Here is a 13127-nt window from a genome sequence, read left to right on the forward strand (position 1 = left end):
GGCCAGTACACCGCCGTGCGCGCCATCCAGGAACGGCAAAAGCTTGGCCTGGACGTGAACGAATCCGTGCGCAAGACCATGGAAGGCGCGCCGGTGCAGGTGGTGGGCGTGCAGATCGAAGAGGTCGGTTTCTCGCAGGCCTACGAGCACTCCATCGAACAGCGCATGCTGGCGCAGGTGCAGATCGAAACGACCCGCCAGCAGAAGGAAACCGCGACGATCAACGCGGAAATCCAGGTGGTCAAGGCCAAGGCCGAAGCCGATGCGCGCCGCCAGCAGTTCACGGCGGAAGCCGACGGCATCCGCATGCGGGGCGAGGCCGAGGCGGCCGCGATCCGCGCCAAGGCCGAGGCCCTGGCCGCCAACACCAACCTGGTCAGCCTGAACGCAGTGGAGAAGTGGGACGGCGTGCTGCCGGCGACCCAGGTTCCGGGCGCGGCCCTGCCGTTCATCGGCATCAAGTAGGCGGGGCTGGTCCCGGCGGCGCCTGCGCGCCGTCGCGGCCGCCCGTGGTTTCGTACGATTTTCGCCACATTCCGCCGCGGGGTTCTCCCGCGGCCGTCCCCCTCCTAGGGGATATCCCTCTGTCAAGAATTGCAAACCAGGCGCATCTTGGCATCACAGGCAAACGCAACGAGCGATACGATCGCCGGACGATCCCGGCGGATGGGGATCCGCGCGCTTGCGCATAAGCTTCAGCAAGAAGGAGACGTGGATGTCTCAAATGGAATGGACGCCCGGCGACACCCTGCCGAATCGTCATGGCTACTACGAAACGCGGTTCGACACGGGGCATACCGCGATCACGCTATACAGCGTGCTGGGTTGGATGCCGGTGAAGGCCACCGGCAACATGGTGAGCTGGCGGGCCCTGTCGCCCGCGGCCGAAAGGCAGGAAGCCGAGCGGCACCTGGAGGAACTGCGGGCCGCCCAATGCCATATCCCGATGGACTACTAGGCGCCTCCGTCGGGGCGTTGGGAGGGGATAGGATAGGATAGAATATAAATAGTTCCTATTTACATTCTATCCAGGGTAGCGCCTTGCCTACGCCCGATTCTCTGAGCGCCGACACCGTCACCAAGATCTACCGCGATCATCACGGTTGGCTGTCGGGCTGGCTGCGCAGGAAGCTGGGCAGTTCCTTCGACGCCGTGGACCTGGCGCACGACACGTTCGTGCGCCTGATGGCCGGGCGCAGGCAGGGGGCTGGCGCCGAGCCGCGCGCGCTGCTGACCCACATTGCGAAAGGACTGGTCGTGGACCACTGGCGCCGCCGCGCGCTGGAGGACGCCTACCTGGCCGTCGTCGCGCAGCTTCCGGCGCCGGAGGTGCCTTCGCCGGAAGCGCGGGCGCTCATCCTGGAGACCCTGCGCGCCATCGATGCCACGCTGCAAGCCTTGCCGGCCAGGACGCGCGAGATCTTCCTGATGTCGCAGTTCGACGGCATGGGCTATGACGATATCGCGCGGCGTCTGGACGTATCGCTTTCCACCGTCAAGCGCCGCATGCAGGCGGCGTTGACGGCATGCCTGATCGCCTACCAGGCGGACGCGCCGTGAGCGCGCGAAGCAGGAAGGCAGTCCGGTGAGCGCCGCCATCGATCCCGCCATCCTGAAGGAAGCGGCGGGCTGGGTGGTGCGCTTGCAGTCCGAGACCCTGTCGGCCCCGGACCGCGCGGCGTTCGAACGCTGGCGCGGGCGCAGCGCCGAGCATGCCGCCGCCTGGGCGCGGGCGGAGGAAATGCTGCGCGGATTCGGGCAGGTGCCGCCGCGCATCGGCGGCGATACCTTGCGCCGGCTCGACCGCCCGGGCCGCCGGCAGGCCATGCGCGCGCTGGGCGGCCTGCTGGTCCTGGGGCCCGCCGCATGGTGGGGGGCGCGCGAACTGCCCTGGCGGGCCTGGAGCGCGGATGCGCGCACGGCGACCGGCGAACGGCGCCGCATGGAACTGAACGACGGCACGCAGCTGGTGTTGAACACCGCCAGCGCGGTGGACATCGACTACACCCCCCGACAGCGCCTGCTGTGGTTGCGGGCGGGCGAAATCCTGCTCACCACCGGCCATGATCCCTCGCCTGTCCCTCGGCCCTTCATCGTCCAGACCGGACAGGGGGCGATCCGCGCGCTGGGCACGCGTTTCCTGGTACGCGACGAGGGCGATTCGGTGCGCGTCGCGGTGTTCGACGGCGCGGTCGAGATCCGGCCCGCGTCGGCGGGCTCGGCCGCCATCCTGCTGCCGACGGGACGGCAGATCGTCTTCACTGGGCGCGGCGCCGGTCCGCAGGCTCCGGCCGACGAGTCTGCGGTGTCGTGGGAGCAGGGCATGCTTGCCGCGCGGAACTGGCGGCTGGCCGATCTGGTGGACGAACTGGCGCGCTATCGCCGGGGCGTGCTGCGCTGCGACCCGGCGGTGGCCGGGCTGCGGGTGTCGGGGGCCTTCCCGCTGAACGACGTCGACGCCAGCCTGCGGCTGCTGGAAAAAACCCTGCCGGTGAGGGTGAGCCGGATCACGCCCTACTGGACGACGGTGGCGCCGCGCGCCGACGTTACACATTAACCGCAGAACGGCTGACACTTTTTCCCGCTTCGTCCGGTGTACCGGGTGAACCGCCGCGACCCGCGCGCCACCCCGTCTCCCACGAAGGATCGTTTCATGGTTTCCCGAATTCCCCGTTTGCCGCGCCTGCCTCGCGGAACAGCCGTCCTGCCGCCGGTGGCCGCGATGGTCAGGGCCGCCGGCCTGGGCCTTGCGCTGTTGGCCGCGGCGGGAGCGCCTTCGCCGGCCGCGGCGGCGGAGGCCGCCAGCGCGGCGGCGCGCAAGTCCTACGCCATCGCTCCGGGCCCGCTGGGCGACGTGCTGGCCCAGTTCGCCGCGGCGTCCGGGGTGCCCTTGTCGTTCGACCCGGCGATGCTGTCGGGACGGCGTAGCGAGGGGTTGAACGGCGCCTACACCGTGCAGGAGGGCTTTTCCCGCTTGCTGGCCGGCTCGGGCTATGCCTTGTCGGAGCAGGGCGGCGGCGCCTATGCCCTGCGCAAGCTGCCGCCCGGCCCCGACGAGTCGGCGACCGTGCTGCCCACCGTCACCGTCGCGGGCGCGGGGGTGGGAGGCGATGCGCTGCCGGCCGAGTACGTGGGTGGCCAGGTGGCCCGCGGCAGCCGCCTGGGCCTGCTGGGCAACCGCGACGCGATGGATGCGCCGTTCAACGTCACGAGCTACACCTCCGAGCTGCTGGCGAACCGCCAGGCGGTGACGCTGGCCGACGCGCTGAACGTGGAACCCTCGGTGCGCTTCACCGGCCAGATCGGCGGCGTGACCGATTCGTTCTACATCCGCGGCTTTCCCATAGGCGAAGGCAATCTCGGCGAGATCGCCTTTGACGGCGTCTACGGCGTGGCGCCCAACTATCACGTCTTTACCGACTACATCGAGCGGGTGGAGGTCCTGAAAGGGCCGGCCGCGCTGCTCTACGGCATGTCGCCCAACAGCGGCGTGGGCGGCGTGATCAACATGGTGCCCAAGCGGGCGCTGTCCGAGGACCTGACCCGCGTGTCGGCCGACTACATGGCCGATTCGCAGTTCGGCGCCCGGGCCGACCTGAGCCGCCGTTTCGGCACGGCGGGCGAGTGGGGCGTGCGCGTCAACGGCATGCACCGCCAGGGCGACACGCCGCTGGACAATCTGTATTCGCGAACCGACATCGGCGCCTTGTCGCTGGACTACCAGGGCGAGCGCCTGCGCGCGTCGCTGGACCTGCTGACGCAGGTCGAGAAGATCGACGCGCCCACGCGGCCCTTCCTGGTGGCTGCCGGCATCGACGTGCCCCATGCGGCGGACGGCCGGCGCAACGCCACGCAGCCCTGGGGCTGGTGGAAGTCCGACGGGCAATCGGCGCTGCTGCGGGTGGAGTACGACATCGGCGACCGCCTGACGGTGTTCGCCGACGCCGGCGGTTCGGACACCAGCATTTCGCGGCTGTCGGACCAGACGCCGACGATCGTGAACGACGCCGGCGATACGCGGGTGACGCCGAACAACTTCCGATTCCAGGTGGACCGCAGCACCTACAACGCCGGCTTGCGCGCCAAGCTGGACACGGGGCCGGTGCGCCACGCCATCAGCTTCATGGGCAGCCTGTACAGCGACCGCAATTCGCAGGCCAGCGTGGCGGGCACGCCGCTCTCGTCCAACATCTACCACCCCGTCACGCGTCCGGAGCAGCACATCCCCGCGCCGGCCAGCGTGCCCAAGGTATCGTCGTCCGATCTTTCCGGCCTGGCCCTGGCCGATACGCTCAGCATCCTGGACGAGCGCGCGCAACTGACCCTGGGCGTGCGCCAGCAGCGCATCGAGTCCCGCAATTTCAACGCGGCGACCGGCGCGCGGACCGTCAGCTACGACGAGCGCGCGACCACGCCGCTGGCGGGCCTGGTCGTCAAGCCCTGGAACCATGTCTCGCTCTACGCCAACTACGTCGAAGGCTTGAGCAAGGGCGACGTGGCGCCGGCCACCGCCTCCAACGCGGGCCAGGTGTTCAAGCCCTACAAGGCCAGGCAGAAGGAGGTGGGCGTCAAGCTGGACCTGGACAGCGCCATGCTGACCTTGAGCGCCTTCGAAATCACCAAGCCCAGCGGCCAGTTGACCAACGGCGTGTACGGCGCCGACAGCGAGCAGCGCAATCGCGGGCTGGAGTTCAACGTGGCCGGCGAACCGCTGCGGGGGCTGCGCCTGCTGGGCGGCGTGACCTTCCTGGACGCGGAGCTGACGCGCGCGGCGAGCCGCGCCACGGTGGGCAACCGCCCCGTGGGCGTGCCCAAGGTGTCGGTCAACCTGGGCGCGGAGTGGGATACCCCGTGGGTGGCGGGCTTGACGCTGACGGGCAGCATGATGCACACCGGCCGCGAATACGTCGACCAGGCCAACACGCAGTCCGTGCCCTCGTGGACCACCTTCGACCTGGGGGCGCGCTACGCCGCCAAGGTCTACGGCAAGGACGTCACGCTGCGGGCCAACGTGGTCAACGTGTTCAATCGCGCGTACTGGTCCGGCGTGGCGTCGTACGGCACGATTTCGCAGGGCGTGCCGCGCACGGTGATGCTGTCGGCATCCATGGACTTCTGAGCCCGCTGCCGGGCATCAGCCCTGGCCGGGGGCGAACACCATGCACACCGGGCTGCCGACGCGCAGGGCATATCCGTCGGCGGCCAGCGTGCCGTCGTCCGCGTCCACCCGGAATCGCACCAGCGTGTCGCTGTCCTCGTTCAAGGCGAACAGGAACCGGCCGTCGGGCGCGAGCGTGAAGAATCGCGGGGTGCTGCCGCCGGTCGCGGCATGCTGGCGCGGCGTCAGCCGGCCGCTGGCCCGGTCGATCCCGAATACCGCGATGCTGTCGTCGCCGCGGTTGGAGACATACAGGTGGCGGCCCCGCGCGTCCACCGCGATGCCGGCCGCGCGGCTGTTGCCGGTGCAGGTGTCGGGCAGCGTGGGCAGCACCTGGAACGGCCGCAGCGCGCCGCCCTCCAGCGCGTAGGCGACCACGGTGTTGTCCAGTTCATTGACGACGTACAACCATCGGCCATCGGGGTGGAACGCCGCGTGGCGCGGCCCGGCCCCTTCGCGCGCGACCGCCGCGCACGCCGGCGCGGCGTCCACGCCTTGTTCGCGCAGGGCGAAGAGGAACACGCGGTCCAGCCCCTTGTCGGGCACCACCACGTAACGGCCGGACGGATCGACCAGGTTGTAGTGCGGCTTGGCGAAAGGCTGTTCCTTGCGGTGCGGCCCCGGTTCCCCTTCCAGGCGCAGCGTCTGCGATACGGGGGCGAGGGCGCCGTCGGCGGCCACGGGCAGCACGGCCAGCGCGCCGGTGAGGTGGTTGGACACCATCAGGTAGCGGCCCCCGGGGCCCAGCGCCAGGTGCACGGGATTGCGGCCCTCGCAGGCCTGCGTCCGCCAGGCGGCGAGCGATCCGTCGCGCGGGTCGCGGCGCAGCGCGCTGACTTCATGGCTGTCGCCATGCACGGTGTAGAGCACCGGCAGGGTGGGGTGCGGCAGCAGGTAGGATGGATTGAGCAGGCCGCCCTGCACCTGCGTCAGGGTCAGCGTTCCGGTGGCGGGGGCGTAGTCGAACACGCTGATGCCCTCGCCGCGGGCATTGCGTTCGCGCGTGGTGCGCGAACCGATGTAAACATGCATGGCGCAAGCCTTTTCGGATGGAAGAGAATCGGCCTTGCGCGCGGCGCCCGGCCTAGGTCAGGATGCCGCGGATGCGGGCCAGGTTGTCCAGCGTGCTGCGCAGGTGCTCCGACAGCGCCGCCGCGGCGTCCTCGTTGCGCTCGCGTTCCAGCAGGTCCAGGATGGCCAGGTGCTGGTCGCAATGCTGGCGATATCGGCTGCGGTCCTGCATGGAGCGATACGAAAGCAGGCGGCGCACGCGGTTCACGCGCTTGATGGTGTCGATGAAGAAGGGATTGCCCGAGGCCTCCACCAGCGATTCGTGGAAACGCACGCCGCGTTCGTGCAATTGATCGGCCGTGTCGGTGGCGATGCCGCCGTCCAGCAGGTGCTGTTCCGCCGCGCGGCAGCGCGCCAGCACGCTTTTCTCGATGCGGAACGTGGGCTCCAGCAGCGCCGCCGGCTCCAGCGCCAGGCGCAGCCGGTAGGATTGCAGCAGGCTGTCGGGCGTCGTCATCATGGACGAGAATTCCCAGCCGTAGCCGGGCCGGCGGTGCGCCCAGCCTTCCTGCGAGACGCGGGCGAGCAGGGCCTGCGTTTGCGCGAGGGTCAGCGCGTAGCGCGCGCGCAGCTGCGCTTCGCTGCATTGCATGGGCAGTTCGCCGCGCAGCAGGTCGTCGGCCAGCTTGAAATAGGATTGCGTGACGATGTCGTCGGCGGCGGGCGGGCGGGGCAGGGCGGGGGTATCCGCCAGCGCCTCGAAATCCCGGCTCAGGAAGTAGCCCCGGTTCGGCTTGCGCGTCACCACGCCGTGCTGTTCCAGGATGCCGAGCGCGTCGTTCACCGGCGAGCGCGACAGCCGCAGCCGGTCGGCGAGCTTCTGCGCCGTCAGGTGCGCGCCTTCGGGCAGGCGCTCTTCCTTGATCAGCTCCAGGATCTTGTTGACGGTGTTGGTTTGGAGGCTCATGGATGGGGTCGGGCCGATTTGATCGTGTCCGACAGGATAGCGGGAATGACGCCGCCCATCCGCAGCAAACGCACTTCCAGCCGAGTTTCCACGGCGGCCACCGCCTCCAGCGTCTCGATTGCGCCGCCGGCGCGCAGGATGCGCACGGGCACGGCCGCGCGCGGCGCCAGGGCGGCGGCCTCGGCGTCGATCTCGATCCGGTCGCCCGGCCGCATGCGCAGGGTGGCGGGCGTGGCGCCCTCGGGCAGGCGCAGGGGCAGGATGCCCATGCCGATGAGGTTGGAGCGATGGATGCGTTCGAAGCTGATCGCCAGCACCGCCCGGATGCCGAGCAGGCGCTGGCCCTTGGCGGCCCAGTCGCGCGACGAGCCCGTGCCGTAACGTTCGCCCGCCAGCAGCACCACGGATTGCCCTGCCCGCGCGTAGCGGCCCGCCGCCACCCAGATCGGTTCGATCGCGCCGCTGGGCGCATGCACGGTGTGGCCCACCGGCGCTTCGGGGCAGAGCAGGTTGACCAGGCTCTTGCTGTAGAAGGCGGCGCGCATCATGACCTGCCAGTTGCCCCGGCGCGAGGCGAAGACGTTGAGATCGTCTCGCGGCTCGCCGCGCTCGACCAGGAAGTCGGCGATCAGGCTGTCCGGCGGGATGGCGCTGGCGGGCGACAGGTGGTCCGTGGTGACGTCGTCGCCCAGCACCAGCAACGGGTGGGCGGCATAGCGGCCCAGCTGCCCGGTTTCGTCCAGCGACGCGAAGGGCGGGCGGCGCAGCGCGGTGGAGGCGGGGTCCCACGGGAAACGGGCGCCGGCGGGCGACTGCAGCGCCTGCCAGGCGGGGTTGGCGCTGGCGATCTCGAAGGCGCCGCGGTAGTCCGCGGGATGCTGGCCCGCGGCCAGGGCCGCGTCGATCTCGGCCGCGTCGGGCCAGAGGTCGCGCAGATGGACGGCGCGGCCGTCGGGCGCGATCTGCACGGGGTCCCGGTCGAGATCGCGTTCGGCATCGCCCGCCAGCGCGAAGGCGATGACCAGCGGGGGCGACATCAGGAAGCCCAGGTCCAGGTCGGGATGGATGCGGCCGGTGAAATTGCGATTGCCCGACAGCACCGCGACGGGATGGACCGCGCCGGCCGCCATGGCCTCGCGCACGGCCGGGGGCAGGGGGCCGGAATTGCCGATGCAGGTGGTGCAGCCGTAGCCCACGATATCGAAGCCCACGGCGGCCAGGTCGTCGAGCAGGCCGGCGCGCGCCAGGTAGCGGGCGGCGGCGGGCGACCCCGGGCCGAGCGAGGTCTTGACCCAGGCGGGCACGCGCAGCCCGGCCTGGCGGGCCTTGCGCGCCAGCAGGCCGGCCGCGGTCAGCAGGCGCGGGTCCGACGTGTTGGTGCAGCTGGTGATGGCGGCGATCGCCACCGGATGGCGGGGCAGGCCGCCCGCGCCGGCCCGCGGCGTGAAGCCCAGCGCTTGCAGCAAGGGACGGGTGGCGCCGTAGGGGTGCAGGTCCTGCGGCCGCTTCGGCCCGGCCACGTGCATCCGCACGCGGTCCAGCGCGATCTCGATCTCGCGCGTATAGCGCGGCGCGGCCTCGGGATCCAGCGCGATGCCGGCGTGCTCGGCGTAGGCGCCGACCAGCGCGATGTGCGATTCGGGCCTGCCCGTCTGGCGCAGGTAGGCCAGGGTTTCGCCGTCGATGGGGAAGTAGCCGGTCGTGGCGCCGTACTCGGGCGCCATGTTGGCCACCACGCAGCGGGTGCCGGCCGACAGGGTGCCGGCGCCGGGGCCGAAGAACTCCACGAACTCGCCGGAGACGCCGATGGCGCGCAGGCGCTGGGTCACGGTCAGCGCGAGGTCGGTGGCGGTGACGCCGGGCGCCAGGGCGCCGGTCAGGCGCACGCCGATGACGTCGGGAATGCGCAGCAGGGTGGGCATGCCGAACATGACCGTCTGCGCCTCCAGCCCGCCCACGCCCCAGCCCAGCACGCCGATGCCGTTGATCATGGGCGTGTGGCTGTCCGTGCCGATCATCATGTCCGGATGCAGGGCGATCCCGTCGGCGCCTTCCTGGCGGCAGACCACGGTGGCCAGCTGTTCCAGGTTGAGGGTGTGCATGATGCCGGTGCCCGGCGGATGGATGCGCACGTTGGACAGCGCCTGCGAGGCCCAGCGCAGGAACCGGTAGCGTTCCGCGTTGCGGCGCAGTTCCAGGTCCAGGTTGAGCTTCGCCGCGTCGGGGCGGGCGTAGGCCTCCACCGCCAGCGAATGGTCCACCGACACGTCCACGGGCAGCACGGGGTTGAGCGCGCCGGGATCGGCGCCGGCCTCGGCCAGGGCGTCGCGCATCGCGGCGATGTCGACCAACGCCGGCGTGCTGGTGGTGTCGTGCATCAGCACGCGCCCCGGCTGGAAGGCGATCTCGGCTTCGCTCGTGCCGTGCTCCAGCCAGCCGAACAGCGCGGCCACCGCCGCATCGCGCTCGGCGTCCCGCATGTTGCGCAGCGCATTTTCCAGCAGCAGCCTCAGCACCACCGGCAGGCGGAGGTAGGCCGCGCCATAGGCGCCCGGCAGGTCCGGGTAGGTGTACCGGGCGCCGTCCAGCGTGAAGCTGGCCAGGGAAGGCAGGGCATTGGTGTTTTCCATAGCTGCCATTTTTGCATATTGAATCTATAAAATGCAATTAAGTAAAAACCCGGCCGGCCATCCAGGCGGGCCGCAAAGGAGACTCACCATGCACGCAATCCGTACCTTGGCCGCCGCGGCGGCCCTGGCGTTCGCCTCGGCGACCCCGCTCCATGCCGCCGAGCCGGCCGGGGGCCGCCCCGTGACCCTGATCGTGCCCTTCGCCGCCGGCGGCGGGGTCGACGGGATGGGCAGGCTGCTGGCCGAGCGGCTGCGCGCGGAAATGCCGCAGGGCGTGGTGGTCGAGAACAAGCCCGGCGCCAGCGGCATGCTGGGCGCGCAGACGGTGGTGCGCTCCGCGCCGGATGGAACGACCCTGCTGCTGGGCTCGGCGGGCGAAACCGCGATCAATCCGCTGGTGTTCAAGAGCAAGATGCAATACCAGCCGGACAAGGACCTGGCGCCGATCGCGCTGATCGCCCGCGTGCCCAACGTGCTGGTCGCCAATCCCAAGCTGCCCGTGTCCAGCGTGGAGCAACTGGTCGCCTACGGCCGCGCCCATCCGGACCGGCTGACCTACGCCACCAGCGGGGTGGGCAATCCGCAGCATCTGAACGGCGAGCTGCTGCAATCGCTGGCCGGGATCAAGATGGTGCACGTGCCGTACAAAGGCGCCTCCGCGCAACTGGTGGACGTGGCCGCCGGCAGCGTGGACCTGACGTTCGTCAGCCTGGCCGGCGCCCTGCCGTTCATCAAGAGCGGCAAGGTCAAGCCGCTGGCCGTCACCTCCGCCAAGCGCGCGTCGTTCGCGCCCGACATCCCCGCGGTGGCGGAGTACCCCCCCTTGGCGGACTACGCGCTGGAAAACTGGTTCGGCGTGTTCGTGCCGGCCGCCACGCCGGCGGACGTGCAGCGCAGGCTGGCCGAGTCCATCGGCCGGGCGCTGCGCGACGAGAAGCTGGCGGCCGGCCTGCGCGACCTGGGCGGCGAGGCGCAGGTCATGAGCCAGGACGAATTCCGCGAGTTCATCAAGGCGCAGACGGCGGTGTTCGCCAAGGTCGTGTCGGAGGGCGGCATCACGGCGGAAAACTGAGCGGCCATCGCGCCGGGGAGGCCAGGGCCCGCGCGAGGCGTCTTTCGGGGTGAACGGGCCCCGGCCCGCTTGAAGTATGCTTACCCGCTTCCTGCTTCTTCCCCGGTTTGCCGCAATGACTGACTTTCCCTTTGACGCCGTGCTGTTCGATTGCGACGGCGTGCTGGTCGATTCCGAACCCATCACCAGCCGCGTGCTCACGCAAATGCTCAACGAGCTGGGCTGGGACATCGCGCACGAAGAAACCATGCGCATCTTCACGGGGAAGGCAGTCAGGGACGAATTGCCGCTGATCGAAGCCCGCACCGGCGCCACCCTCGGCCCGGACTGGTTCACCCAGTTCCGCGAGCGGCGCAACGACGCGCTGGACCGCGACCTTCTGGAAATCCCCGGCGCGCCGCAGGCGGTGCGAGCCTTGCACGGAAGGCTGGAGGGACGCATCGCCGTCGCCTCGGGCGCCGACCGTCGCAAGGTGGAGCTGCAATTGGCCAAGGTGGGCATCGCCGACTGCTTCGACGGGCGCGTCTTCAGCGGCCACGAAATGCCGCGCAGCAAACCCCATCCCGACGTGTATCTTGCCGCGGCCGAGGCGCTGGGCGTGGACCCGCGGCGCTGCGCCATCGTGGAGGACACGGTGACGGGCGCGACCGCGGGGGTGGCGGCGGGCGCCACCGTGTTCGGCTACAGCCCCGATGCCAACGGCCACAGCGGCGCCGAGGCGCTGCGCGGCGTGGGCGTGGCCCACGTGTTCACCGATATGAATCACCTGCCGGCGCTGCTGGCCGGCTGGCGCGCGGCCTGAACGCGCGCCGCTCCCGGAACGCGCCTCAGCGCGGGTGGTTGGCGTACTGTTCGCCGCCGTCCAGGTCGATCACGGTGCCGCTCAGGTAGCCCGCGCGCGGCGAGGCGCCGAAGACGATCATGTCGGCCACTTCCTCGGGCTCCATCAGGCGGCCGAAGGGCAGGTCCGACAGGGTTTCCTGCCAGCGGCTTTCGTCGCCCCAGCGGGCCTGGGCGCGCTGCTTGGCCAGCGTCAGCACGCGGTCGGTGCGGGTGCGCGAGGGATTGACGCCGAAGACCCGCACGCCATGGCGCGGCGCCTCGCCGCCCAGGGCGCGGGTGAAGGCGATGAGCGACGCGTTGGCCGCCGCGCCGCAGATGTAGTCGGCGCGCGGCGCCGATCCGGCCATGCCGATGATGTTGGCGATGACGCCCGCGCCCGCTACGCGCATGCGCGGATAGTAGTGGCGCGCCAGCGCGATGTAGCCATGCACCTTCAGTTCCCAGCCGGCGCGCCAGCGCTCGTCCTGCACCTGGTCGAGCGAGCCGCCGGGCACCGCGCCGGCGTTGTTCACCAGGATGTCGATGTCGCCGGCCTCCTGGCTCAGGCGTTCCACCGCGCCGGGCTGCGCCAGGTCCAGCGTATGCGCGCGGGCCTGCCTGCCGGTCTGCGCGCCGATGGCTTGCGCGGCGGCGCTCAGGGCGGCGTCGTCGCGCGCCACCAGGATGGGCTCGGCGCCTTCGCGGGCGAAGGCGATGGCACAGGCCAGGCCGATGCCCTTGGATGCGCCCGTGATGAGCACGCGTTTACCGCCAAGCTGCAAATCCATGAAACCCTCCGATCGATTCACGGCCCGCGCCGCCGCGGGTCACCAGGGAAGGTTGTAAACCAGTTGTGCCCATATGTGCCAGTGCATGCGCGGCGCAGCGGCCGGCGCGCGCCGCCTGCTATGCTGCTTTCACCATTTCCCTCAAGGAGGCGGCGATGGCGGAAGTCTGGCTGGAAATCTGGTCCACGGTGCGCAGCGAGTTCGCCGACATCCCCGACGCCGGCGAAGCGACCCGCATCGTGCTTCGCCTGGGCGTGGCCGTGTGCCTGGGCGGGCTGCTGGGCTACGAGCGCGAGCGCAGCGGCAAGGCGGCGGGATTGCGCACCCACATGCTGGTGGCGCTGGGGGCCGCGATATTCGTGCTGGTGCCGCTGCAGGGCGGCATGGAAGTGGGCGACCTGAGCCGGGTGCTGCAGGGCGTGATCGCCGGCATCGGCTTCCTGGGCGCGGGGGCCATCATCAAGCTCGGCGACGAGCGCGAGATCCACGGGCTGACGACCTCGGCCAGCATCTGGATGACGGCCGCGATCGGCGTGGCGGCGGGCATGGGGCGCGAGGCCACCGCCGTCGTCAGCACGCTGATGGCGCTGTTCGTGCTGGCCGTGCTGCGCCGCGTCGAGGCGCGCATTTCCGCCAAGCAGGGAAACCGGGTGATTTCGCCGGGCTCGGAATAGCCGGC

General features: G+C 70.6%; 12 protein-coding genes. 8 read left to right on the top strand and 4 right to left on the bottom strand.

Annotated features, from left to right (window positions below; genetic code table 11):
• The 5 genes from ADE01S_RS28860 to ADE01S_RS28880 form a co-directional block, all read left to right on the top strand.
• The coding region (locus ADE01S_RS28860) for an SPFH domain-containing protein (protein ID WP_373281426.1) at nt 1-465 on the top strand (465 nt) is incomplete at its 5' end.
• Nucleotides 466-715: 250 nt separating this feature from the next.
• On the top strand, nt 716-958 hold the full coding sequence (locus ADE01S_RS28865) for a hypothetical protein (RefSeq protein ID WP_062685201.1): 243 nt from the start codon (nt 716-718) through the stop codon (nt 956-958).
• An 83-nt stretch (nt 959-1041) separates the two neighbouring features.
• Complete coding sequence (locus tag ADE01S_RS28870; protein WP_062685202.1) at nt 1042-1560, top strand: sigma-70 family RNA polymerase sigma factor; 519 nt, start codon at nt 1042-1044, stop codon at nt 1558-1560.
• A gap of 25 nt (nt 1561-1585) precedes the next feature.
• Complete coding sequence (locus ADE01S_RS28875; RefSeq protein ID WP_062685203.1) at nt 1586-2557, top strand: FecR domain-containing protein; 972 nt, start codon at nt 1586-1588, stop codon at nt 2555-2557.
• Nucleotides 2558-2653: 96 nt separating this feature from the next.
• Nucleotides 2654-5119 carry a TonB-dependent receptor gene (locus tag ADE01S_RS28880; RefSeq protein WP_062685204.1) on the top strand — a complete coding sequence of 822 codons (2466 nt, stop codon included), beginning with the start codon at nt 2654-2656 and terminating at the stop codon, nt 5117-5119.
• Nucleotides 5120-5134: 15 nt separating this feature from the next.
• Here ADE01S_RS28880 and ADE01S_RS28885 read toward each other — a convergent pair whose 3' ends face one another.
• Genes ADE01S_RS28885 through acnA form a run of 3 tightly spaced genes read right to left on the bottom strand, consistent with a single transcriptional unit; the run spans nt 5135 to nt 9766 of the window.
• Complete coding sequence (locus ADE01S_RS28885; RefSeq protein ID WP_062685205.1) at nt 5135-6190, bottom strand: lactonase family protein; 1056 nt, start codon at nt 6188-6190, stop codon at nt 5135-5137.
• 52 nt (nt 6191-6242) lie between these two features.
• Nucleotides 6243-7136: a GntR family transcriptional regulator gene (locus ADE01S_RS28890; protein WP_062685206.1), complete on the bottom strand. Its 894-nt coding sequence runs from the start codon at nt 7134-7136 to the stop codon at nt 6243-6245.
• Nucleotides 7133-9766 carry an aconitate hydratase AcnA gene (acnA, locus tag ADE01S_RS28895; protein ID WP_062685207.1) on the bottom strand — a complete coding sequence of 878 codons (2634 nt, stop codon included), beginning with the start codon at nt 9764-9766 and terminating at the stop codon, nt 7133-7135. The genes ADE01S_RS28890 and acnA overlap by 4 nt, the downstream gene beginning before the upstream one ends.
• An 88-nt stretch (nt 9767-9854) precedes the next feature.
• On the opposite strand from acnA, the gene ADE01S_RS28900 reads away from it, so the two are divergent.
• Both ADE01S_RS28900 and ADE01S_RS28905 read left to right on the top strand, forming a co-directional pair.
• Nucleotides 9855-10838 (top strand): Bug family tripartite tricarboxylate transporter substrate binding protein, encoded by a 984-nt coding sequence (locus ADE01S_RS28900; RefSeq protein ID WP_062685208.1) that lies wholly within the window; start codon nt 9855-9857, stop codon nt 10836-10838.
• 115 nt (nt 10839-10953) lie between these two features.
• Nucleotides 10954-11640 (top strand): HAD family hydrolase, encoded by a 687-nt coding sequence (locus ADE01S_RS28905; protein ID WP_062685209.1) that lies wholly within the window; start codon nt 10954-10956, stop codon nt 11638-11640.
• Nucleotides 11641-11665: 25 nt separating this feature from the next.
• On the opposite strand, the gene ADE01S_RS28910 is transcribed toward ADE01S_RS28905, so the two are convergent.
• On the bottom strand, nt 11666-12448 hold the full coding sequence (locus ADE01S_RS28910; protein ID WP_062685210.1) for an SDR family oxidoreductase: 783 nt from the start codon (nt 12446-12448) through the stop codon (nt 11666-11668).
• Nucleotides 12449-12603: 155 nt separating this feature from the next.
• On the opposite strand from ADE01S_RS28910, the gene ADE01S_RS28915 reads away from it, so the two are divergent.
• Nucleotides 12604-13122: an MgtC/SapB family protein gene (locus ADE01S_RS28915; RefSeq protein ID WP_062685211.1), complete on the top strand. Its 519-nt coding sequence runs from the start codon at nt 12604-12606 to the stop codon at nt 13120-13122.
• The last annotated feature ends 5 nt before the right edge of the window (nt 13123-13127 follow it).

This window comes from Achromobacter denitrificans NBRC 15125 (assembly GCF_001571365.1).
GTDB lineage: Bacteria > Pseudomonadota > Gammaproteobacteria > Burkholderiales > Burkholderiaceae_B > Achromobacter > Achromobacter denitrificans.

Excerpts from the sequence above, each read along its gene's own strand:
- ADE01S_RS28915 (WP_062685211.1), top strand. The coding sequence starts at position 12,604 with ATGGCGGAAGTCTGGCTGGAAATCTGGTCCACGGTGCGCAGCGAGTTC.
- ADE01S_RS28910 (WP_062685210.1), bottom strand. The coding sequence starts at position 12,448 with ATGGATTTGCAGCTTGGCGGTAAACGCGTGCTCATCACGGGCGCATCC.
- acnA (WP_062685207.1), bottom strand. The coding sequence starts at position 9,766 with ATGGAAAACACCAATGCCCTGCCTTCCCTGGCCAGCTTCACGCTGGAC.
- ADE01S_RS28885 (WP_062685205.1), bottom strand. The coding sequence starts at position 6,190 with ATGCATGTTTACATCGGTTCGCGCACCACGCGCGAACGCAATGCCCGC.
- ADE01S_RS28890 (WP_062685206.1), bottom strand. The coding sequence starts at position 7,136 with ATGAGCCTCCAAACCAACACCGTCAACAAGATCCTGGAGCTGATCAAG.
- ADE01S_RS28905 (WP_062685209.1), top strand. The coding sequence starts at position 10,954 with ATGACTGACTTTCCCTTTGACGCCGTGCTGTTCGATTGCGACGGCGTG.
- ADE01S_RS28900 (WP_062685208.1), top strand. The coding sequence starts at position 9,855 with ATGCACGCAATCCGTACCTTGGCCGCCGCGGCGGCCCTGGCGTTCGCC.
- ADE01S_RS28865 (WP_062685201.1), top strand. The coding sequence starts at position 716 with ATGTCTCAAATGGAATGGACGCCCGGCGACACCCTGCCGAATCGTCAT.
- ADE01S_RS28880 (WP_062685204.1), top strand. The coding sequence starts at position 2,654 with ATGGTTTCCCGAATTCCCCGTTTGCCGCGCCTGCCTCGCGGAACAGCC.